The sequence below is a fragment of the Mesorhizobium sp. G2-6-1 genome (assembly GCF_055809095.1).
Genome location: NZ_CM147896.1, coordinates 640,421 through 661,189 on the forward strand (window position 1 = coordinate 640,421; position 20,769 = coordinate 661,189).

Consider the following 20,769-nt stretch of genomic DNA (forward strand, 5'->3'; position numbering starts at 1 on the left):
TTACCCATTTGATCACGAAAACGCGAGAATCTATTTGCGCTGGCCGACGATGGTCGCACCGAGCCTTTCCAGCGAGGCCCGCAATCCTTCATTTTCAATGTGCTCGACCGTGTTTTCCAGACGGGTTTTCTCAGATGTCGAAAGCGGTCTCGATGCAGGCGGATTGTTCTGCTTTGCATGGGTCAGGGCCTTTTGCACCAGCTTGACACGCCCAATTGCTGTAAAGCCGAGAAACGCATTGGCTCTTGTGATGATTTCACCGGTCTGGTGTTGCAAATGAAGGGCTGCCATGCCTTCGCAGGCGATCACCAGGGTGGCCGGTTCGAACGGATCGTCCTCATGCATCCGGCGCGGCCACTGAATTTTTCCGGACGCGAACTGGCTGCAAGGCGTGAGCCGACGATTTCTTCCCATGACTGGACCAGACCGATGGAAATGCCAGCGCGTTTACGCAAGACCGGATCGAGAATGGCGCTCGCCAGATCGCTGACCGGAACGGGATTGCTGAAAGGCCGTTTCCCTGCCATGTGCTTTCTCCCGAGATGCCCTTCACCAAGTTTAGCGCAAAAGGCCAACATCGTGAACCAATGGCACCGCAAGACCTGAGCCGCAAGACCGCGCCGGGAAATGATGGCTCCACGGCTGCCAAACTGCTCGACTGGTACGATGCGAACCATCGCGACCTGCCGTGGCGTGTGGGTCCGCACGATCTTGCGCAAGGGGCAAAGCCTGACCCTTACCGGGTATGGCTGTCGGAAATCATGCTGCAACAAACCACGGTTGAAGCGGTCAAATCGTATTTTCATGATTTCGTTGCCAGATGGCCGACGGTTGATGCACTGGCAAGTGCTGGGCGCGATGATGTGATGAAGGCATGGGCCGGCCTTGGCTATTATTCGCGGGCGCGTAACCTCAAGGCTTGCGCCGATCTTGTTGCCGCGCAGGGCGGTCACTTTCCCGATACAGAGGAAGGATTGCAGCAATTGCCGGGGATCGGGCCATATACGGCGGCGGCAATTGCGGCGATTGCCTTCGGGCGTCCGGCAGCGGTTGTCGATGGAAATGTCGAGCGCGTCACGTCGCGGCTGTTTTCGATCACCACGCCGCTGCCCAAGGCCAAGGTTGAGATACGCAGTCACGTCGAGCGCATGATGCCCGTTGCCCGACCCGGTGATTTCGCACAGGCCATGATGGACCTTGGTGCAACCATATGCACCCCGCGCAAGCCCAAATGCGGGCTTTGTCCGTTGCGCGACGATTGCAGTGCCTTGATTTGCGGCGATCCTGAACGATTTCCGGTTCGCGCCGCGAAATCACAAAAGCCGTTGCGCCGTGGCGCTGCCTTCGTTGCCGTCAGAAATGATGGTGCGATCCTGCTTGGAAAACGCGCTGAAAAAGGCTTGCTTGGTGGCATGAGCCAAGTGCCGACGACCGGTTGGACAGCGCGAATTGACGGCGAAACCAGTGAAAAAGCCGCGCCTTTTCCCGCAAACTGGCGATTTGTTGGCGAAATTTCGCATGTTTTCACGCATTTCTCGCTCGAAATCAGAGTGTTTTTCGCAAAAACAGATGGCCATACGCCCCCGATCATTTCTGGTCCGCCCCAGATGAGATTTCCGGGGAAGCCTTGCCGAGCGTCATGAAAAAGGTCATCGAGGCCGCTATTCCCGGAGCCACCAGAAAGCGGACATGAGGCAAAAGATCATGCAGGAAATTCGACATATCGTTTTCGACATTGGCCGGGTGCTGGTCCATTACGATCCGAATGTTCCATTCAGCCGGCTGATCCCCGACACTGAAAAACGCAAATGGTTCTTCGACAATGTCTGCACCAGCGCGTGGAACATCGAACAGGATCGCGGGCGCAAATGGGAAGAAGCCGAGGCTCTGCTGATTTGCCAACATCCGGCGCACACGGAAAACATCCGCAACTTCCGCCGCCATTGGCATGAAATGATAACGCATTCCTATGATGACAGCGTTGCCCTGATGGAACGATTGATCGCATCCGGCCATGACGTGACATTGTTGACCAACTGGGCCAGTGACACATTTGCCGAGGCACGCCAGCGCTTTCCATTTCTCGAAAAGCCGCGCGGCATTACCGTTTCCGGTGAGATCGGCCTGATCAAGCCGGACCGTGCGATCTACGATCATCATGCTGCGTCATTCGGTATTAATCCGGCAGCGGCGCTGTTTATCGACGACAGTCAAAAAAATGTCGATGGAGCCAAGGCGGCGGGCTGGCAGGCTGTCTTATTCACGGACGCAAAAACGCTCGAAGCCGACTTCGAGCGTTTGGGGATTGCGCTTTGAATTGAATCGCTTCGCGCCCTGACTTCACAGCTTGATTCAAGGTGCGATATTTCCAGTCAGCGGATTTGGCAGGCGACGCTTTATGCGCCTGCCCGCTCCATACCCAGCCGGACTATACGGCGAAGTTCATCAATCGGGGTCAGGCCACCTGCCCGTTCATAGTGCCAGAAGGTCCAGCCGTTGCAGGCATCGAGACCCTGGACCTGGGCGCCGACCTTGTGGATCGAACCGGCATTTTCGCCAATAGCCAGCGTACCATCGGCGCGCACCTTTGCCGACCAGCGCTTCTTGGCATCGTAGAGTGTTGAACCCGGCGCCATCAAACCGGTGTCGATCAGGCTGACAAAGGCGACACGCGGTTCAGCGCGCTTGCCGGGAAGCACGGCCAGATCAGCGCGGTCCAATGGTTTCACCGCCGCGATGCGCTTGTTGGCGGCGTCGATATAGGTTTGCTCGCGCTCTATGCCGACGAAGTGACGGCCCAGCCGTTTGGCGACCGCGCCGGTGGTCCCTGTTCCAAAAACGGGTCGAGCACAACGTCGCCGGGCTTGGTCGAGGCCATCATGATACGTGCGAGAAGCGCCTCCGGCTTCTGCGTCGGATGCACCTTGTCGCCATCGTCGTTCTTCAATCGCTCGCCGCCGGTGCAGATCGGAAACAACCAGTCGGAACGCATCTGGATATCGTCATTCGAGGCCTTGAGAGCTTCGTAGTTGAACGTATAGCCCTTGCCCTTCTGCTCGCGCGAAGCCCAGATCATGGTTTCATGGGCATTCTGGAAGCGACGCCCGCGAAAATTCGGCATCGGGTTGGTCTTGCGCCAGATAACATCGTTGAGAATCCAGAACCCTAGATCCTGCATCTTGGCACCGACACGAAAGATGTTGTGATAGGAGCCGATGACCCAGATGGTGCCGTTCGGCTTCAGCACGCGGCGCGCGGCGAGCAGCCAGGCGCGCGTGAAGGCATCATAGGCCTCGAAGCTGTCGAACTGATCCCAATGATCATCGACGGCGTCCACCTTCGATTGGTCGGGGCGATGCAGGTCGCCGTCGAGTTGAAGATTGTAGGGCGGATCGGCAAAGATCACATCGACCGACTTGGCGGGCAAGCGATCGAGGGCTGCGACGCAATCCCCTTTAAGGATGGTATCCAGCCACTCGGATTTTTGAGGAGCAGGAGCAAGATCGTCAAGGAGACGCATGGCAGACATTCATTCACCCCAGGCACACATTACTGTTTACTGCCTGTTATGGTTACCGATCAGCGTAAATAATACGTGAAGCCCCATGCCGATTTGCGAAGTCTGACATGTTGGTGTATTCGGCGGCACCTGCCTAAGGTGGGCGTCCCATCCCCAACATTGCCGGATCGTCATGACAGAACCCGACCTGATTATCTTCGATTGTGACGGCGTCCTCGTCGATTCCGAAATCATTGCCGCGCGCGTCGAGGCCAGTCTTTTGACAGACGCCGGGTTTGAAATCTCGCCAGAGGAAATATCGCAAACCTATGCAGGGCTGACATTCAAGGACATTCTGACGAGGATCGAGGAAACAGCGAGCATTCCGTTTCAAGCTTCAATGATCGACCGGGCGGAAGAATTGGTCGATGCCAGGCTGCGCAAGGATGTGCGCGCCATCGAAAATGTGCATGAAGCGGTTGCGGAGGTCAGTACGGCACGCTGCATCTGTTCCAATTCACGCACCGAGCGGATCGAATTCATGCTGGAAAAGACAAGGCTTCTGCCGTTTTTTCCGGCAGGATTTTTTCGGCACTGGAAACTCCGACGCAAAAGACCAAGCCTGCGCCGGACGTTTTTCTGCATGCCGCCGAAACGCTTGATGCCGATCCGGCACGCACATTCGTCATTGAAGATTCCGTGCACGGTGTAACCGGTGCGTGCGCCGCCGGAATGCGCGTCATTGGCTTTACAGGTGCCTCACACAGCTTTCCCGGCCATGCCGATATCCTGACGGAAGCGGGTGCAGAAACGGTCATTCGCCGCTGGAGTGAACTGAAGAGCGTGATTGCGGCCCTGTCGGAATGGTCCGAGAACGCCTGACAGCGACTTGTTCTAAAAACACGCCGCGTTGAATGGATTCATGCGGCGGGCTTCAAATCGCTTCCGCTGCCATCACGGTCGATATCCCCCCTCTGTCCTCCCGGACATCTCCCCCTCAGGTGGGGAGATTGGCTAACCGCCATCGGTGGTATTTGTTGCGCAAGGCCGGTGACTGGCGAACGACGCAAGAGGCTGTCCGCTTTTCTTCATCTCGCTCCAGATTTTTATTTCTACGCGATCCCGAACGGAAAACCGCTGCACACTTTTCCTGGTATCGCTCTAATTGGCGCTTGCTACTTTTTTCCTCGGCGGGCCTTCGTCATAGCCGACGAATACCTGGTAGTTCTTGGCCGATGGCACGGGAACGGTGACATTCGGGTCGTTGAATACGAACTGGGTTGCAGCCGATGTATTACTTATCTGAACCTTGTGCTGGTGGATCTGCGAATAGAGCACGCTGGTTCCCTGAACGACCACGACGCGGATCGGCATGGTGATGGTTCCGGCCGCGCCGAGGGGGCCTGGAACAATCTTGCCGGCCACTGCGACATTCATCGTCAACATGCCACTATTGCGGTTGCAATCGCGCGTCACGTCGGTGATTGCGGCCTGATAAACGATCTTTGCCGGATCGTCCTGACCGCCCTTGGCATAGGTGTTGAAATAGGCCGTGCCTTCACGCAAGGTCACATTCGGGCAATAACCCGTCAATTGACTGGCAAGAACCTGACCGTCAACCGGCGCAGGCACCTGATTGTCGCGTGAACTGAAGAAACCGCCGCCGTCGCCTGATTGGCATCCCGTGACGGCAAGCATAAAGCCTGACAGCACCAGACCGGCGAAAAAGCGACCACTGAACGAACCAATCACCATCGACTGCACTTCCCTTTCGCAATGCTGGTATCCTATAGCAACCCGGCGACGAAAATGCGACCGACGAAAGTGATAAATCCACCATCTTGCTCTTTCCCGATCGGCAATAAAGCAACGGACGTTTCATGATGCAATATGTGAGTACACGCGGAGATGCCCCCGCCCTCGGCTTTGCAGATGCCGTTCTGGCAGGTTTGGCGCGAGATGGCGGGCTTTATGTTCCGCAACAATGGCCGCATTTTTCCGCCGCCGAAATCCGTGCCATGCGCGGGCTGTCTTATCCCGACCTTGCCATTCGCCTGCTCGCGCCGTTCATCGAGGGCGAAATCGCCATGCCGGTATTTGAGAAACTGGTGCGCGAAGCTTATGCAACCTTTCGCCACGATGCCATTTGCCCGCTTGTGCAGATCGACAAGAATGCCTTCGTGCTTGAACTCTTTCATGGCCCGACACTCGCCTTCAAGGACGTTGCCATGCAGTTGCTGGCCAGATTGATGGACCATGTGCTTGGCGAACGCGACCAGCGTGCAACCATTGTCGGGGCGACTTCGGGCGATACCGGAGGTGCGGCAATCGACGCATTTGCCGGGCGTGAGCGCACGGACATTTTCATCATGTTTCCGCATGGCCGCGTCTCGCCGGTGCAACAGCGGCAAATGACCACATCTGCGGCATCGAACGTCCATGCGCTGGCCATCGAAGGCAATTTTGACGATTGCCAGGGGCTGGTGAAGGCCATGTTCAACGACCACAGTTTTCGCGATCGGGTCATGCTGTCCGGCGTCAACTCCATCAACTGGGCGCGCATCATGGCCCAGATCGTCTATTATTTTTCATCCGCACTGTCGCTAGGCGCACCGGAGCGTGAGGTTTCGTTTGTCGTGCCGACGGGAAATTTCGGCGACATTTTTGCAGGCTACGGCGCAAAGATGATGGGGTTGCCTGTCGAGCGGCTGGTCATTGCCACCAACGACAATGACATTCTGGCGCGCGCACTTTCAAGCGGCGAATACCGGATGCGTGGCGTTGTCGCAACAACATCGCCATCCATGGATATTCAGATTTCCTCGAATTTTGAACGGCTGCTATTTGAGGCGTCCGGGCGCAAGGCCGAGACGGTCCTGCGCTATATGAATGGCCTGAAACAGTCCGGGGCTTTTACTATCGAGCCCGGTGACCTGGAAAAAATTCGCGCTGAATTCGACGCTGGCAGTGCCACCGTCGAGCAAACAGCCGAGACGATACGCGCAACGCTTTCCGCCAGCAATTATCTGCTCGATCCCCATACGGCGACTGCAGTTCACGTTGCGGCGGCGCGCTCTGCCAGCCAAACGCCGAACATCATTCTTGGCACGGCCCATCCGGCAAAATTTCCGGCAGCAGTGGAGGCCGCAAGCGGCGTTGCACCAGCGCTACCATCATGGCTTGCTAATTTGATGACTTCAGAGGAAAAATACACGGTACTTCCATCGGACACAAAAATGGTGGAAGATTACATAAGCCGCCATGCACGGGCGGCACGTTAGGGAGTTATAGTTATATGGGTGTTGAGGTAAGCCGTCTGTCGAACGGCCTGACAGTCGCCACCGAAACCCTTCCAAGCATTGAATCCGTCGCACTTGGTGTCTGGGTGAAATCGGGCGCACGCAACGAACGCGACGACGAGCACGGAATGGCCCACCTTCTTGAACACATGGCGTTCAAGGGTACGAAGCGACGATCCGCATTCGATCTTGCCTCCGAGATCGAGGATGTCGGCGGCGAGATAAATGCGGCAACCAGCGTCGAAACGACCTCGTTCTACGCGAGAGTGCTGACCGACGATGTGCCTTTGGCCATCGACCTCTTGGCTGACATTTTGCAGGAATCGGCTTTCGACCCGGAAGAACTGCGCCGCGAGCAGCATGTGATCCTGCAGGAGATCGGTGCGGCTCACGATACACCCGACGATGTCGTTTTCGACCGCTTCACCGAAACGGCCTTTCGCCACCAGACGCTTGGCCGCTCGATCCTCGGTACGCCCGAAACGGTGCAATCCTTTACATCCACGCAGTTGCGCGACTTCATGGACCGCCAGTACGGCGCCGACCGTATGGTGGTGGTTGCTGCCGGCGACATCAAGCATGACGATTTCGTCAAGCAGGTGGAAAAACAACTCGGAGGCTTTCGCGCGACCGCGAAAAGCACCACGCCGCGCTATGCCCAATATGTCGGCGGGGACTACCGCGAAAATCGCGATCTCATGGACGCGCAGATCGTGCTCGGTTTCGAGGGGCGCGCCTATCATGTGCGTGATTTCTACGCCTCGCAGGTGTTGTCGATGATCCTTGGCGGGGGCATGTCGTCGCGGCTCTTCCAGGAAGTGCGTGAGAAACGGGGCCTTTGCTATTCGGTCTATGCCTTCCATTGGGGTTTTTCAGATTCGGGCATTTTTGGCGTGCACGCCGCAACCGGGCAGAGCAGCCTTGCGGAACTGGTGCCGGTGATTGCCGACGAACTGCAAAAGGCGGGAGATGAAATCTTCCAGAATGAACTCGATCGCGCGCGCGCCCAATATCGGGCCGGTCTCATCATGTCGGCTGAAAGCCCGTCGAGCCGGGCGTCCCAGATCGCCAGGCAAATATTGCTGTTTGGCAGGCCGGTTCCCAAGGAAGAACTGATGGAGCGGTTATCTGCCTTGACCGTCAACCGGCTCAAGGATTTGTCAGGGCGGCTGTTCTCGACCAAACCCACCCTTGCTGCGGTCGGACCTGTCGGCACACTGGCACCCTATGAAGCGGTCCTTGATACGCTTCCGGATGCCCGGGCGGCCCGCAGGCTTGCCGTCTAGGCATTTGACGTCCCGTGTTCGCGCGCCCCTTCTTTCGCCGTGAACTTCCCACGCTGAAGGGCGACAAGGTGGTGCTGCGCATGCCCGCGCCCAATGACTATTGGGAATGGGCGGCCCTGCGTGATGAAAGCCGCTCCTTTCTGGAGCGCTGGGAGCCGCGCTGGATGCCCGACGAACTGGAGCGCCCCGCCTGGCGTCAACGCATAAATCACTACAGGACAGACCATGCGCAAGGCTCGGCGGTGGCATTTTTCCTGTTTGAGAAGAGCAGCGGCAAGCTGGCCGGCGGTATAACGCTTGGCAATATTCGCTACGGTGTCGCCCAATCGGCCCATATCGGCTACTGGGTTGGCGAGCGTTATGCAGGCCGCGGCCTGATGACCGATGCGGTCAATGTCGTGTCACGTTTCGCTTTCGATACGCTGAGGTTGCACAGGATCGAAGCTGCCTGTATTCCCGACAATGTCCGCTCGATCCGCGTACTTGAAAAAACCGGATTTCAGCGCGAAGGACTGTTGCGATCCTATCTCAGGATCAATGGCATCTGGCAGGACCACAATCTATACGCCCGGATTGACGACGATCTTCCGGCGGTGCGAACGAAGGGCTGATCTTGACGATATTTCCGCGAATCAGGCCGCTTTGCATCTTCATCGTCGCGACGATGATCGCATTATGCTCAATCAGCGCCGCCTTTGCCATCGAGCCGATCAAGATCGGGCGCGATGATGTGGCGCTCGATCTGTCGGGCGCTGTCGAAATCTACAAGAATCAGGGCGAGAATTTCCAGATATCCACGGCTCCTGGACCTGATGGGATCGTGCGGCGCATCGAGGTCGAGGCCAACGACAAGCGCTCAACCGGCGATTGGGCTGTTTTTGCGCTGGCCAACACGACGGATCAGCAACTCGACAGGCTGATCGTTGCACCGCATTTTCGCCTGGTGAATTCCGGCATCTTCTGGCCGGACCTCGGGTCAACACGTATCGCGGCGATCACACCGAGCGAGGGCTTCGCGCTCGATCGTCAATCCAGTCCTGACGCCGACGTGTTCCGGGTGACACTCAACCCCGGCACGGTGATCACCTTCGTTGCCGATCTTGCCTCACCCAAACTGCCCCAAGTCTATTTGTGGGCACCCGATTCCTACAAGGATTCGGTCAATTCCTATACGCTTTATCGCGGCATCGTGATTGGCATAGCGGGTTTGCTGGCCTTGTTCCTGACCATACTTTTCGTGGTCAAGGGAACGTCGATGTTTCCGGCAACGGCTGCGCTTTCCTGGGCCGTCCTTGCCTATATCTGCATCGACTTCGGATTCCTGAACAAGCTAATCGAGATATCGCCGGCCAATGAGCAAATATGGCGAGCGGGAACGGAGGTCGGGCTTGCCGCCACCTTCGTGGTCTTCCTGTTTGCCTATCTCAATCTCAATCGCTGGCATGGTCATTTCAGCTACGGTGTCCTGGTCTGGATTTTGGGACTGGCACTGATCGCGGGTATTGCCATCTTCGACCCCGCGGTCGCATCAGGGATCGCGCGCCTGTCATTCGCGACAACCGCGCTGGCCGGCCTTGGATTGATCGTCTTTCTCGGCACGCGCGGCTATGACCGCGCCATCATGCTGATTCCCAGTTGGGTCATGGTGTTATTGTGGCTGTGCGGCTCGTGGATGGCGGTCACCGGCATGATTGACAACGACATCGTGCAGCCGGCTCTCGGCGGAGGCATGATCCTGATCATTCTCCTGATCGGCTTCACCGTCATGCAGCACGCCTTTGCCGGCGGTGCACTGCATCAGGGGCTTTTCTCGGATATCGAGCGACAGGCGCTGGCCATCATGGGCTCAGGCGACATCGTGTGGGATTGGGACGTATTGCGCGACCGCGTCGTCACCCGCCCCGATATCAGTCTGCAACTGAGCCTTGCGCCAAACAGCCTCAGCGGACCGGCGCGCAACTGGTTGCCAGTCCTGCATGTGGATGATCGCGACACGTTTCGCACCACGATGGATGTGGTGCTTGAGCACCGGCGTGGACGCGTTGCGCAAAATTTCCGCCTGCGCGGAGCGGACGGACACTATCATTGGTTTGCATTGCGGGCGCGCCCCGTTGTCGGTTCCGATGGCGAGGTTATTCGTTGCGTTGGAACGATGATCGACGTGACGGAGCAGAAGAAGTCCGAAGAGAGGCTGTTGCACGATGCTGTGCATGACAATCTCACCGGTCTTCCAAGCCGCGAATTGTTCATGAACCGGCTCGAAGCGGTCATCGCAATTGCGCGCACCGAAGAAAAGGTCCAGCCGACGGTCTTCGTTGTCGACATTGATCGCTTCAAGCAGGTCAATGTCGGGCTCGGCATCTCGGCAGGCGACACCATACTGCTTACCATCGCGCGGCGCCTGCACAGGCTGCTCAAGCCAAAAGATTCGCTGTCGCGCTTTGCCGGTGACCAGTTCGCGCTGATGCTTTTGTCGGAACAGGACCCAGCCCGCATTGCGGCGGTCGCCGACGCCATCAAGCACGCCATCAGCGCGCCTATCACCTTTGCCAAGCGTGAAATCGTGCTGACTGCTTCGGTCGGGCTCATCACATGGACTTCAGGACAGGCTTCAGCCGAAGACATGGTCAAGGATGCTGAACTTGCACTCCATCAGGCCAAGCGGTTCGGTGGCGACAGGATCGAGCCTTTCCGGCCCGCATTCCGCACGGTTGGCACCGACAGGCTGCAATTCGAATCCGACCTGCGGCGCGCCATCGAACGGCGCGAATTCACGCTGGCCTATCAACCCATCATTCGGCTGGAAGACAACAGCATCGCCGGTTTCGAGGCGCTGCTGCGCTGGGATCATCCGCGCAGGGGTATGATCCCGCCTGCCGACTTCATTCCCGTTGCGGAAAGTTGCGGGGTGATTGTCCAGCTGGGTCTTTTTGCCATGCAAAAGGCCGCCGACGATCTTGCCGGATGGCAAAAACTGATCAGTGACGCGCCACTTTCGGTTTCCGTCAACCTTTCCAGCAGGCAGCTGATCCGGCGCGATCTTGTCAGCGACGTGCGCTCCGTCATCGCGCGCTCCAATCTCAAGGCGCGCTGTTTTCGCCTCGAACTCACCGAATCCCTGGTGATGGACAACCCCGAACAATCCATTCATGTCCTCAACAAACTCAAAAAGCTGGGTATTGGCCTTTCACTTGACGACTTTGGAACCGGCTATTCATCGCTGTCTTACCTGACGCGTTTTCCTTTCGACACGATCAAGATCGACAAGAGCTTTGTCGACGATGCGACGCCGAAACGCACAATGCTGCTCAGGTCGATGATCAACATGGCTCATGAGCTTGGTCTGTCTGTCGTGGCGGAAGGCGTGTCAGACCCCAGCGATGCGCTGGAATTGCGTCAAATCGGCTGCGAATATGTGCAGAGTTTCATGTTTGGGGCACCGGTGGCTGGCGAGGAAGTGCTGAGGATGCTGAAAGAACAGTATCCACTTGCTCAGGCGTGACCGGCAGCGACACTCAAATGGGCGATGTCAACGCCGATAGATGCCAATATCCGGTCATATTTGCAGTCGATATCGACATCGAAAAGAAGCTCGGCGCTGGCCGGACATGTCAGCCAGCCATTATGGGCGATCTCACTTTCCAGTTGGCCAGCCGCCCAGCCGGAATAACCAAGTGTCATCAACGCCTGCTGCGGCCCCTGCCCCAGCGAGATGGCGCGCAATATATCGACGGTTGCGGTAAGGCAGACATCGTCTGACACGGCGAGCGATGATTCCACCTGATAATCGCCAGAATGCAGGACGAAGCCCCGGCTTCGATCCACTGGCCCACCATTTTGAACAACAAGATCGCGAGCCTGAGCCGGCAATCGAATTGCCTCGCGCTCTTCCATGATGCCCAATTGTACGATCAAGTCTGGAAACGGCATATATTGCGGCTGATTGACGATGAGGCCCATGGCACCTTCGTCGCTGTGGGCACACACGTAAATCACGCAACGCGCGAACCTCTCATCTGCCATTCCGGGCATGGCAATGAGAAATTGATCGTCAAGAAAGCCGCTTTGCGGGGTTCCGATCTTTTCGCTTGGCATCTCCATGAAGCAAATCTAGCGCGTTTTTGCGGCGCATGAAAGATGAACCAAAGTCGTCGATCATCGACAACCGGGCACAATCATCACGCTAAAGCCTTTTGAATATCAGCGCACGAGGACTGCGGCACAGCCCCTGCGGCGATGCCCAACAGTACCAAGTCACGTAAATATGATGCTTTTTTCAATGCAAATGGGTTGCGTTGGTGAGGAGAGACGGCCAAATCATAGATATGCGAAGCGTGACATTTCCACTGGCCGGCCTTGTTCTCCTTGTTGGGGGACAATTGTCCGCCGTTGCATCCTCTTCGAACTGGTATGTGAGCGAGGGCGGCAAGGTGCGTATCGTCACCAGCGGCAAGCCCGATTCAGCAGGCCACCTGCAAGGCGCGCTGGAAATTGCGCTGGAGCCGGGGTGGAAAACCTATTGGCGCGATCCAGGCGACAGCGGTGTTCCGCCACAACTCGACGTCACGGAAAGTACCAATATCGCGGATGCCCAACTGTCGTTTCCCGCGCCGCAGCGCCACGATGACGGCTATGGCCAATGGGCTGGCTACAATCATCCTGTTTCACTGCCCATTACATTCGTAGTGGCAAACCCCGCGCAAAAAGCGACAATCGAGGCTGATGTCTTTCTCGGCATTTGCGACACCATATGCGTTCCGCTGCAAACACGCTTGACGATCGACCCGCAGACCGCCCCCGACGATCCGGGTGACGCGGCAGAGGTCAAGGCGGCAATGGCGGCGTTACCGCCACCGGCGAGCCCGGATTTCGGCATAAAAGTCTTGCCCGGCGATCACGAAACCCTGATTGTTGAGTCCATATTGCCTGATGGCATCAAGTCCGCCGATTTCTTCGTTGCTGGCGAAGGCGGATACATGTTTGGCCCTCCCGTGCGCGATAAAAAGGACGGCAAGACAACTTTTTCCGTTCCGATCCTCGACAGGCCAACAAGCACACCATCTCAAGGCGGGCTTCACTACATCCTCACCGGAGGCGGGAAAGCCGTGGCCGGATTGCTGCCCTATCCCTGACAGGCGCTTCGTTACAATCGACACCATGCATTTTGAAACGCGATCGCCGACGCTCATTTGACTGAGCGGGGTGCTTGCGCATTCACCATGATTCAGCATCATACTCATATTTTCACGCAGGCTTTCACCTGCCTATTTACATGCAGGCATTTACCTGCATAATGACGATGCTGATGGAGCATGCAATGGACGACATGGACAAGGTGTTCAAGGCACTGGCCGACCCCAACCGCCGCAAAGTCCTCGATGTTTTATCTGCAAATAACGGACAGGCTCTTGCCGCTCTTTGTCAGCATCTCGACATGAGGCGGCAATCGGCAACCCAACATATTGATATTCTGATCGACGCCAATCTCGTCACAACACTCTGGAAAGGCAGAGAAAAACTCCACTTCATAAATCCGGTTCCGATCCACGAAGTTTACAAACGCTGGGTCGAGAAATTCGAAAAGCAACATTTGAACCTTTTGCATGACTTGAAAACGCAATTGGAAGGAAAAGACAATGACAAAACCTGACTTCGTCTATGTGACCTATATCGCGACGACACCGGAAAAGGTGTTTCAGGCTCTGGTTGATACAGAGGTGACGCGCAAATATTGGGTCGACCCACGTGGCAATGACCTTGGGCATGTGAACGTGTCTGATTGGGAGGTCGGCTCCAAATGGGAGCACCGGCGCCTCGACGACGCCCACACCGCCGATATCGCTGGCACGGTGATCGAGAGCACGCCTCCGCACCGCCTGATTTTCACTTGGGCCCGCCCGGCGGAGTTTGACGACAAGACAAAACATTCGCGTGTGACATTCGATATCGAGCCTCATGGCGACGGGGTCGTTCGATTGGTGGTCACACATGAGGGGCTTAAGAACGATCCCAAGATGCTTGCGGGCATTTCGGGCGGCTGGCCGACGGTTCTTTCCAACCTCAAGACATTTCTTGAAACCGGGCAACCGCTTCCACATTCACCTGCAGCAAGTTGAATATTTCAAAACCCGACGCACTTTGCGAAAGGCGAGAAAACATGAGCAAGGCTTATGCATGTGGATGCGCCTGTGGCGCAGACTTGGGTGGGACCACATTGATCCCAGCCTGCCGGAATTCGACAAGATGCCAGTGACCTGAGGATTTCATGGGAGAGCCATTCGACATCTCCACACAAGGAGTTGCTCGAATGGCTCTGCTTTGTCGGACATAAGCCCGGTGCGCCACGCTTAAGCACATCGCGTCCAAAGGGATTCATGCAAGGTGCTCTAAGCCCTTGTTTTTGTACATGTCGTTGTCCCAAAACCGCTGCTCACTTTTGGGCGACATGCACTAACTTCCGGGCCATTGACGGACGGAAAATCCGACTCCCATTTTTCTTCATCTCGCCCTAGCCGCGCGAACCATTTTTCGTTATCCGTGCGATCACTGCCTAAAGCACATCGCGTCCAAAGGGATGCATGCAGGGTGCTTTAAGTCTTTGTTTTTGTGCATGCCGTTGCCCCAAAACCGCTGAACACTTTTGGGCGACATGCACTAGCGTTTTGAATGAGGATTGCGATGACGATTTCAGTTGGCGAAAAATTGCCCGATGCAACATTCAAGACGATGAGTTCCGATGGTGCGAAAACCATTTCGGCTGCCGATATTTTCGCAGGCAAGAAAATTGTTCTGTTTGGCGTGCCAGGTGCATTCACGCCAACATGCAGCAACAACCACCTGCCCGGATATCTGGAAAACCGGGACGCCATCATGGCCCGCGGGATTGACCAAATCGCAGTTGTGTCGGTCAACGATCATCACGTCATGGGTGCATGGGCGCACTTCACCAATGGCATCGGCAAGATCCTCTATCTCGCCGACGGCAATGGCGATTTTGTCAAATCCATAGGGCTCGATACCGATATGGCTGCTGGCGGCATGGGACTGCGTTCAAAGCGCTTTTCGATGATCGTGGATGACGGCAGGGTCATGGTACTGAATATCGAAAACCACCCCGGTCAGGCAATCGAATCGGGCGCTGCAAAAATCCTCGAACAATTGTAGTCGCAGGATTCTTTCTTCTCATCGTTCTACGGCTATTTCTTGTAGGGTGCCATGCCTTCCCGGGCGAGTTCGTCGGCACGTTCGTTTTCCGGGTGACCGGCGTGCCCCTTCACCCAGTGCCAGGTGACTTTGTGGCGTTTGCGCGCATCGTCAAGCGCCTGCCAAAGCTCGACATTCTTGACCGGTTTTTTGTCGGCAGTCTTCCAGCCATTGCGTTTCCAACCTTCAATCCATTTGGAAATGCCGTCCTTGACGTAACTCGAGTCGGTGTGGAGATCGACCGCACATGACACTTTAAGGGCGTTCAAGGCCGAGATTGCCGCTGACAGTTCCATGCGATTATTGGTGGTCTGGGCTTCACCGCCCGACAGTTCCCTAACCGTGTCATTGAAGCGCAGGATCGCACCCCAGCCGCCCGGTCCCGGATTGCCGGAACATGCACCATCAGTGAAAATTTCGACCTGTTTCATTTCAATCCGTATTCACGGGGAGACTGTATTGCTCGGTGGAAGCGTATCCGGCGAATATATTCTGTTGGATCGCGTTTGATGACCAGACCGCCATCGGGAATCGTCAGCCAATCGTAGAGGCGGGTCAGCATGAAGCGCAGGGCTGAAGCTCGTGCCAATAGCGGAAGGGCCGACTGTTCAGCTTCACTCAAAGAGCGAACGCTTTGATAGCCATCCAGCAGTGCCGCGCCTTTGGTGATGTTGAAAGAAAAATCCTTCTCGAAGCACCATGCATTGAGGCAGGTCGCAACATCGTAGGCGTAGAGATCGTCGCAAGCGAAATAGAAGTCGATCAGCCCCGATAATTGTTCGCCAAGGAAGAAGACATTGTCGGGAAAAAGATCGGCATGGATGATGCCCGATGGGAGATTTTTTGGCCAGTTTTTCTCGAATGCCGCGAAATCCGCATCAACCTCGGCGGACAAGCCCGCTTCGACCTCATCAGCGCGATCGCGGGCGGCATGCCAGAGCTTTTTCCAGCCGTCGATGGCAAGTGCATTCTTGCGCGTCATCGGAAAATCTGTCCCGGCAAGATGCAATCCCGCCAACGCCTTGCCAACCTCGCGGCAATGAACAGCAGCAGGACGGCGCAACCACATGCCCTCAAGGAAGGTAATGATGACCGCGGGCCTTCCCGCCAACACGCCGATTGTGGTGCCGTCCTGACGCTCAACGGGCAAGGGGCACGAGATACCCTTCTTCGCCAGATGGTCCATCAAGCCGAGGAAGAATGGCAAATCGGCTTCTTCGACGCGCTTTTCGTACAGCGTCAATATGTAGGAGCCGCTGGTCGTGTGGAGCAGGAAGTTGGAATTTTCCGTACCTTCGGCAATGCCCTTGTAGGACAACAACTTGCCGACCGGATAATTTGCCAGAAAGGCTTCAAGTTCCCCCTCGGTGACGTCGGTATAGACAGCCATGACGCTTATCCGCCTCTTACGTTGCGCCATTGACGAAGGCCATGTCGGCCGGCGTCAATTCGATATCGCGCAGAACCCGCATAACCGGAAATTCCTCGGTCTCCGTTGCCGTAATCGCCAATTCGACGGAAACGTCGAACCGCTCACGGAACGCATCAATGATCTCGCCAACGATGATCTCGGGTGCGGAAGCACCGGCTGAGAGGCCGAGTGTCGAAATATCGCCGATATCGTTCCACGGGATGTCAACGGCGCGTTGAACGAGGAGAGACATTGAGGCCCCTGCCCGCTCCGCCACCTCGACCAATCGTCTGGAATTGGAGGAATTGGGCGCGCCGACAACAAGGAACAGGTCTGCGCCAGCGGCGCTCTCCTTCACCGCTTCCTGCCGGTTCGTCGTTGCGTAGCATATCGATTCGGCAGCCGGTGCCTGCATTTTGGGAAACCGCTCCTGCAATGCCTGAATGATGTGAGCGGTATCTTCAACCGAGAGTGTCGTCTGGGTGACGAAGCCGAGTGCCGAGGGGTCGGCTGGCGCAAATTTCGCGACGTCGGCTTCCGTCTCGATTAGGGTGACAGCATCTTGCGGCAATTGTCCCATCGTGCCGATGACTTCGGGATGGCCAGCGTGGCCTATCAGAAGAACATGGCGGCCAAGACGTTGATGACGCATTGCCTGCTTGTGGACCTTTGACACCAAAGGACAGGTCGCATCGAGATAAAAGAGATCGCGCGCCTGAGCATCCGCGGGAACCGATTTCGGCACCCCGTGCGCCGAAAAAACAACCGGGCACTGGCGATGGTCGTCAGGAATTTCGGACAGTTCTTCGATGAATACCGCACCGAGGTTTTGCAAGCCTTCCACCACATAGCGATTGTGGACGATCTCATGGCGGACATAGACGGGCTTGCCGTATTTCTTCAACGCCAGAACGACGATCTGGATCGCGCGGTCAACGCCCGCACAGAACCCGCGCGGCTGGCAAAGCCGGATCGTCAAAGGCGCTTTGGCGGGATGCAGGTTCATCTGGGATAACTCGATTGGAGGCTCGATTTCAATATATTTGTTCGAGGCTGAAATGGGACGGCCACGGATGCCATGTCAAGAGCGGCACCGCTCATTGCGGCTTTGCTGATGGCTTTAGCGAAAAAGCAGGACACCTGCCAGCGCGAGTGCCAGACCGTACCAGGTTATCGCATATTGCAAATGATTGTTGGGCAACGACACGATGGTAACACCGCCGACCGGCAAGCCGCCGGGGTTGGGTGTCTTGTCTGCATCAATAAAAATGGGGACCAGTTGGTAGCCTGCCGGCAAGCCGGCGGTGGCGGCCATGACGTCGCGGTCTTTCCAGTAGAAGATGTTTTTTCTCACATCATTATCTGGGATCATCGAAGATGGTTTGGCGGCAAGAGGGTTGCGGGCAAGACCGGTGATCGTCACCTTGCCCGATATCTGGCCTTGCTGGCGTTTACCCGCTTGCTTGAGATCGTAGGGAACGAAGCCGCGATTGACGAGCACGAAGCGACCGTCATCCAGGTGAAGCGGCGTATAGACATCGAAACCGGACTGCCCCTGCCATGTCGCGAAGAAATGGCGTTCGCCATCGTGCAGGAACGTACCCGTGACGCTTACCGGTACATAATCGACATCACCTGTTGCGGCATATTGTTTTTCCACGTCTGAAAGAGGCAGCGGCTTTGCGTGCATGCGCTGGTCGATCGTATGGAGAATGCCTTCCTTCCAGGCAAGCCGCTGAACCTGCCAGGTTCCAAGCGCCAGAAGAATGCAGATGCCGACAAGCCCGAAGCCTGCTGCCAGAACGGTCTGACGCGTTGAACGACGACCTGTCTTTGCCTCAACATTGCTCATCTGCCGCGATCCAACTGACCCTCGGCGGCCTTGTTGCGATACTGCAATGTCACAAGGACACCCTTGATCAGTCGAAGCGCGGTAAGAGAAAGGATCAGCGTCAATGGAACCCAGAGGAGCAAGTGCAGCCAGATTGGCGGATTGAACGAAACTTCGGTCCAAAGTGCGAGCCCGACCACGACAAAGCCGACGATCATTATGACGAATACCGCAGGGCCATCGCCAGCATCGGCAAAAGAGAGATCAAGCTGGCAATTGTTGCAGCGCTTCCCGATTGTCAGGAAACCTGAAAACAGACGTCCCTCGCCGCAGCGCGGACAGCGTCCGCTCAACCCGGCTCTGATCGGGTCGATGGGCGGCCAGATAGCCTTGTCGTCGCTCATGGCCATACCTTACCAACAACATGCCAAATGATAAGGCGGCCACGTTGCCGCAGCCGCCCTGCTCATTTGAAAGGATTTATGCTGCGCGTTTTAAGCCTTCATTTTCGTGCATGTCGTTACCCCAAAACCGGCTTCACACTTTTGGGCGACATGCACTAATGCCCTTCGATGACTGCGCCAACCGACGCCCAAACATAGATCGACGCAAACAGGAATAGCCACACCACGTCAACGAAATGCCAATACCAGGCTGCTGCTTCGAAGCCGAAATGCTGCTTGGGCGTGAAGTCGCCCTTGAGCGAGCGAACCAGACAGACAAGCAGGAAGATCGTGCCGATGAGAACATGGAACCCATGAAAACCGGTGGCCATGAAGAAGGTCGCTCCATAGATGGAGTCCTTGAAGCCGAATGGTGCGTGGATGTATTCGTAAGCCTGTACGCAGCTGAACAAAACGCCCAGAGCCACGGTCAACACCAAGCCCCTGACAAGGCCCTTTCGGTCACCATGCAAAAGCGCATGATGCGCCCATGTCACCGTTGTGCCCGAGAGCAGCAAGATGATGGTGTTGTAGAGAGGCAGATGGAAGGGATCGAGAACTTCCATGCCCTTCGGCGGCCAGATGCCCCCGGTGAATGCGCTTCGGGCATATTGATGCACTTCGTTGGGAAACAGGCTGACATCGAAAAAAGCCCAGAACCATGCAACGAAGAACATCACCTCAGAGGCGATGAACATGATCATGCCATAGCGCAGATGCAACGACACGACGCGCGTATGGTGACCCTCATGCGCTTCCTTGATCGTATCCGACCACCAGGAAAACATTGTGTAGAGGACGATCAGCAAACCGATGAAGAAAATCCAGGGCGTTGCTATGTTGAGCCCAAAGAGATGGAACTCGTTGCCCTTCAGATACTGCATCCATGACACACCGCCAATCGCCATCACCAAGGCGCCGACGGAACCGATGAACGGCCATGGGCTGGGGTCGATGATGTGGTAGTCGTGTTCCGGTTTTGCGTGCGCGTCAGACATGTCAGCCCCCGAGATTCCCTGCGGTATTCGAATTTATCTTGTCATTTGTGTCCGCCGGTGCCGACGCGACCGATTTGTCTTCTTTGACCGGGAACATTGTGTAGGACAGCGTAATCGTGGTTGTGTCTTTCGTCTCCGAAGAATTGACGATATCGGGATCGACATAGAACACAACCGGCATATCCAGCGTTTCACCGGGCTTCAAAGTGGTGTTTGTGAAACAGAAACACTGCACCTTGTTGAAATAGGAGCCAGCCTGATTCGGGTTGACATTGAATGTCGCGCGACCGGTAATGCTCTTGTTTGACAGGTTGGTCGCGGTGAAATGCGCCTCGGCGGTTTCACCTATCTTTATGGTGATCGCGCGCTTGACCGGTTCGAATTGCCATGGAATTCCGGCGGTATTGGCATCGAAACGGATGGTGATGTCCTGGTCGAGAACACGGTCGGCATATTGGGTGGCGCGCTTTGTCGTGCCGCCATAGCCGGTCACCTGACAAAACATCGAGTAAAGCGGAACCGCGGCATAGGCCATGCCGATCATGCTGCCGAAAAAAGCAACGCAGATAGCCGCGACGACGCGGTTCGACTTGTTGTTTCCAGATTTTGTGTCTGGCTTGGAATTCACAATACGCCTCACATCGCCCGATTAAGAATAGCAGGCCCGAACTTCGCGATTGTCGCGACGTAGAAAATGATAACCAGGGCTGCCAATGCGAGACCTATAGCGATCGAGCGATTGCGCCGGGCCTTCTTCTGGCTATCGGTTACGGTGACGAGTTCAACCTTTTCCATGATG

General features: G+C 56.3%; 19 protein-coding genes and 4 pseudogenes. 11 read left to right on the forward strand and 12 right to left on the reverse strand.

The features are described from left to right. Positions 1–30: 30 nt before the first annotated feature. A pseudogene (locus AC0L7S_RS03070) lies at positions 31–527 on the reverse strand (DUF721 domain-containing protein). Positions 528–587: 60 nt separating this feature from the next. Here AC0L7S_RS03070 and mutY point away from each other — a divergent pair. After that, positions 588–1,693: pseudogene (gene mutY, locus AC0L7S_RS03075) on the forward strand (A/G-specific adenine glycosylase). Between the two features lie 11 nt (positions 1,694–1,704). Further along, positions 1,705–2,316, forward strand: a complete 612-nt coding sequence (locus AC0L7S_RS03080; protein WP_473474151.1) for an HAD family hydrolase — start codon at positions 1,705–1,707, stop codon at positions 2,314–2,316. Between the two features lie 80 nt (positions 2,317–2,396). Here AC0L7S_RS03080 and AC0L7S_RS03085 read toward each other — a convergent pair. Beyond that, positions 2,397–3,529 (reverse strand): annotated as a pseudogene (locus tag AC0L7S_RS03085) (DNA methyltransferase). Positions 3,530–3,692: 163 nt separating this feature from the next. Here AC0L7S_RS03085 and AC0L7S_RS03090 point away from each other — a divergent pair. After that, positions 3,693–4,381 (forward strand): annotated as a pseudogene (locus AC0L7S_RS03090) (HAD family hydrolase). Positions 4,382–4,660: 279 nt separating this feature from the next. Here AC0L7S_RS03090 and AC0L7S_RS03095 read toward each other — a convergent pair. Then, positions 4,661–5,254, reverse strand: coding sequence for a hypothetical protein (locus AC0L7S_RS03095; RefSeq protein WP_473473022.1), 594 nt, complete (start codon positions 5,252–5,254; stop codon positions 4,661–4,663). A 128-nt stretch (positions 5,255–5,382) separates the two neighbouring features. Here AC0L7S_RS03095 and thrC point away from each other — a divergent pair, with 128 nt between their 5' ends. The 4 genes from thrC to AC0L7S_RS03115 are packed head-to-tail and all read left to right on the forward strand — an operon-like array spanning position 5,383 to position 11,586. Beyond that, positions 5,383–6,780: a threonine synthase gene (thrC, locus tag AC0L7S_RS03100; protein WP_473474152.1), complete on the forward strand. Its 1,398-nt coding sequence runs from the start codon at positions 5,383–5,385 to the stop codon at positions 6,778–6,780. A gap of 14 nt (positions 6,781–6,794) precedes the next feature. After that, entirely contained in the window at positions 6,795–8,084 is a 1,290-nt protein-coding gene (locus AC0L7S_RS03105) for a M16 family metallopeptidase (RefSeq protein ID WP_473473023.1), read from the forward strand. 14 nt (positions 8,085–8,098) lie between these two features. After that, positions 8,099–8,695 carry a GNAT family N-acetyltransferase gene (locus AC0L7S_RS03110; protein ID WP_473473024.1) on the forward strand — a complete coding sequence of 199 codons (597 nt, stop codon included), beginning with the start codon at positions 8,099–8,101 and terminating at the stop codon, positions 8,693–8,695. A gap of 2 nt (positions 8,696–8,697) precedes the next feature. Next, positions 8,698–11,586: an EAL domain-containing protein gene (locus tag AC0L7S_RS03115; protein WP_473473025.1), complete on the forward strand. Its 2,889-nt coding sequence runs from the start codon at positions 8,698–8,700 to the stop codon at positions 11,584–11,586. On the opposite strand, the gene AC0L7S_RS03120 is transcribed toward AC0L7S_RS03115, so the two are convergent. Further along, the gene (locus tag AC0L7S_RS03120; protein WP_473473026.1) at positions 11,577–12,185 is read right to left on the reverse strand and encodes a YqgE/AlgH family protein; all 609 of its coding nucleotides are present in this window, start codon (positions 12,183–12,185) and stop codon (positions 11,577–11,579) included. The genes AC0L7S_RS03115 and AC0L7S_RS03120 overlap by 10 nt on opposite strands. Before the next feature lie 224 nt (positions 12,186–12,409). On the opposite strand from AC0L7S_RS03120, the gene AC0L7S_RS03125 reads away from it, so the two are divergent. The 4 genes from AC0L7S_RS03125 to AC0L7S_RS03140 all read left to right on the forward strand — a co-directional run bounded on the left by AC0L7S_RS03125 (position 12,410) and on the right by AC0L7S_RS03140 (position 15,248). Continuing rightward, entirely contained in the window at positions 12,410–13,216 is an 807-nt protein-coding gene (locus AC0L7S_RS03125; RefSeq protein ID WP_473473027.1) for a protein-disulfide reductase DsbD domain-containing protein, read from the forward strand. 185 nt (positions 13,217–13,401) lie between these two features. Beyond that, positions 13,402–13,734, forward strand: a complete 333-nt coding sequence (locus AC0L7S_RS03130) for an ArsR/SmtB family transcription factor (RefSeq protein ID WP_473473028.1) — start codon at positions 13,402–13,404, stop codon at positions 13,732–13,734. After that, positions 13,721–14,200, forward strand: a complete 480-nt coding sequence (locus AC0L7S_RS03135) for an SRPBCC family protein (RefSeq protein ID WP_473473029.1) — start codon at positions 13,721–13,723, stop codon at positions 14,198–14,200. Before AC0L7S_RS03130 ends, AC0L7S_RS03135 begins: the two co-directional genes overlap by 14 nt. A gap of 562 nt (positions 14,201–14,762) precedes the next feature. Beyond that, the gene (locus tag AC0L7S_RS03140; RefSeq protein ID WP_473473030.1) at positions 14,763–15,248 is read left to right on the forward strand and encodes a redoxin family protein; all 486 of its coding nucleotides are present in this window, start codon (positions 14,763–14,765) and stop codon (positions 15,246–15,248) included. Positions 15,249–15,280: 32 nt separating this feature from the next. Here the strand turns inward: AC0L7S_RS03140 and rnhA are convergent, their stop codons facing one another. The 8 genes from rnhA to AC0L7S_RS03180 form a co-directional block, all read right to left on the reverse strand. Further along, positions 15,281–15,718 (reverse strand): ribonuclease HI, encoded by a 438-nt coding sequence (rnhA, locus tag AC0L7S_RS03145; protein WP_473473031.1) that lies wholly within the window; start codon positions 15,716–15,718, stop codon positions 15,281–15,283. Continuing rightward, complete coding sequence (locus tag AC0L7S_RS03150; protein WP_473473032.1) at positions 15,715–16,677, reverse strand: homoserine kinase; 963 nt, start codon at positions 16,675–16,677, stop codon at positions 15,715–15,717. Before AC0L7S_RS03150 ends, rnhA begins: the two co-directional genes overlap by 4 nt. 16 nt (positions 16,678–16,693) lie before the next feature. Then, complete coding sequence (gene ispH / locus AC0L7S_RS03155) at positions 16,694–17,704, reverse strand: 4-hydroxy-3-methylbut-2-enyl diphosphate reductase (protein ID WP_473473033.1); 1,011 nt, start codon at positions 17,702–17,704, stop codon at positions 16,694–16,696. A gap of 114 nt (positions 17,705–17,818) precedes the next feature. Beyond that, positions 17,819–18,550: an SURF1 family protein gene (locus AC0L7S_RS03160; protein WP_473473034.1), complete on the reverse strand. Its 732-nt coding sequence runs from the start codon at positions 18,548–18,550 to the stop codon at positions 17,819–17,821. Next, positions 18,547–18,933 (reverse strand): DUF983 domain-containing protein, encoded by a 387-nt coding sequence (locus AC0L7S_RS03165; RefSeq protein WP_473473035.1) that lies wholly within the window; start codon positions 18,931–18,933, stop codon positions 18,547–18,549. Before AC0L7S_RS03165 ends, AC0L7S_RS03160 begins: the two co-directional genes overlap by 4 nt. Positions 18,934–19,088: 155 nt before the next feature. Beyond that, positions 19,089–19,970 (reverse strand): cytochrome c oxidase subunit 3, encoded by an 882-nt coding sequence (locus AC0L7S_RS03170; RefSeq protein ID WP_473473036.1) that lies wholly within the window; start codon positions 19,968–19,970, stop codon positions 19,089–19,091. A 1-nt stretch (position 19,971) separates the two neighbouring features. Beyond that, positions 19,972–20,598, reverse strand: a complete 627-nt coding sequence (locus AC0L7S_RS03175) for a cytochrome c oxidase assembly protein (RefSeq protein WP_473473037.1) — start codon at positions 20,596–20,598, stop codon at positions 19,972–19,974. Positions 20,599–20,606: 8 nt separating this feature from the next. Further along, complete coding sequence (locus AC0L7S_RS03180; RefSeq protein WP_473473038.1) at positions 20,607–20,765, reverse strand: hypothetical protein; 159 nt, start codon at positions 20,763–20,765, stop codon at positions 20,607–20,609. Between the last annotated feature and the right edge of the window lie 4 nt (positions 20,766–20,769).

Excerpts from the sequence above, each read along its gene's own strand:
- AC0L7S_RS03080 (WP_473474151.1), top strand. The coding sequence starts at position 1,705 with ATGCAGGAAATTCGACATATCGTTTTCGACATTGGCCGGGTGCTGGTC.
- AC0L7S_RS03095 (WP_473473022.1), bottom strand. The coding sequence starts at position 5,254 with ATGGTGATTGGTTCGTTCAGTGGTCGCTTTTTCGCCGGTCTGGTGCTG.
- thrC (WP_473474152.1), top strand. The coding sequence starts at position 5,383 with ATGCAATATGTGAGTACACGCGGAGATGCCCCCGCCCTCGGCTTTGCA.
- AC0L7S_RS03105 (WP_473473023.1), top strand. The coding sequence starts at position 6,795 with ATGGGTGTTGAGGTAAGCCGTCTGTCGAACGGCCTGACAGTCGCCACC.
- AC0L7S_RS03120 (WP_473473026.1), bottom strand. The coding sequence starts at position 12,185 with ATGGAGATGCCAAGCGAAAAGATCGGAACCCCGCAAAGCGGCTTTCTT.
- AC0L7S_RS03125 (WP_473473027.1), top strand. The coding sequence starts at position 12,410 with ATGCGAAGCGTGACATTTCCACTGGCCGGCCTTGTTCTCCTTGTTGGG.
- AC0L7S_RS03130 (WP_473473028.1), top strand. The coding sequence starts at position 13,402 with ATGGACGACATGGACAAGGTGTTCAAGGCACTGGCCGACCCCAACCGC.
- AC0L7S_RS03135 (WP_473473029.1), top strand. The coding sequence starts at position 13,721 with ATGACAAAACCTGACTTCGTCTATGTGACCTATATCGCGACGACACCG.
- AC0L7S_RS03140 (WP_473473030.1), top strand. The coding sequence starts at position 14,763 with ATGACGATTTCAGTTGGCGAAAAATTGCCCGATGCAACATTCAAGACG.
- rnhA (WP_473473031.1), bottom strand. The coding sequence starts at position 15,718 with ATGAAACAGGTCGAAATTTTCACTGATGGTGCATGTTCCGGCAATCCG.
- AC0L7S_RS03150 (WP_473473032.1), bottom strand. The coding sequence starts at position 16,677 with ATGGCTGTCTATACCGACGTCACCGAGGGGGAACTTGAAGCCTTTCTG.
- ispH (WP_473473033.1), bottom strand. The coding sequence starts at position 17,704 with ATGAACCTGCATCCCGCCAAAGCGCCTTTGACGATCCGGCTTTGCCAG.
- AC0L7S_RS03160 (WP_473473034.1), bottom strand. The coding sequence starts at position 18,550 with ATGAGCAATGTTGAGGCAAAGACAGGTCGTCGTTCAACGCGTCAGACC.
- AC0L7S_RS03165 (WP_473473035.1), bottom strand. The coding sequence starts at position 18,933 with ATGAGCGACGACAAGGCTATCTGGCCGCCCATCGACCCGATCAGAGCC.
- AC0L7S_RS03170 (WP_473473036.1), bottom strand. The coding sequence starts at position 19,970 with ATGTCTGACGCGCACGCAAAACCGGAACACGACTACCACATCATCGAC.
- AC0L7S_RS03180 (WP_473473038.1), bottom strand. The coding sequence starts at position 20,765 with ATGGAAAAGGTTGAACTCGTCACCGTAACCGATAGCCAGAAGAAGGCC.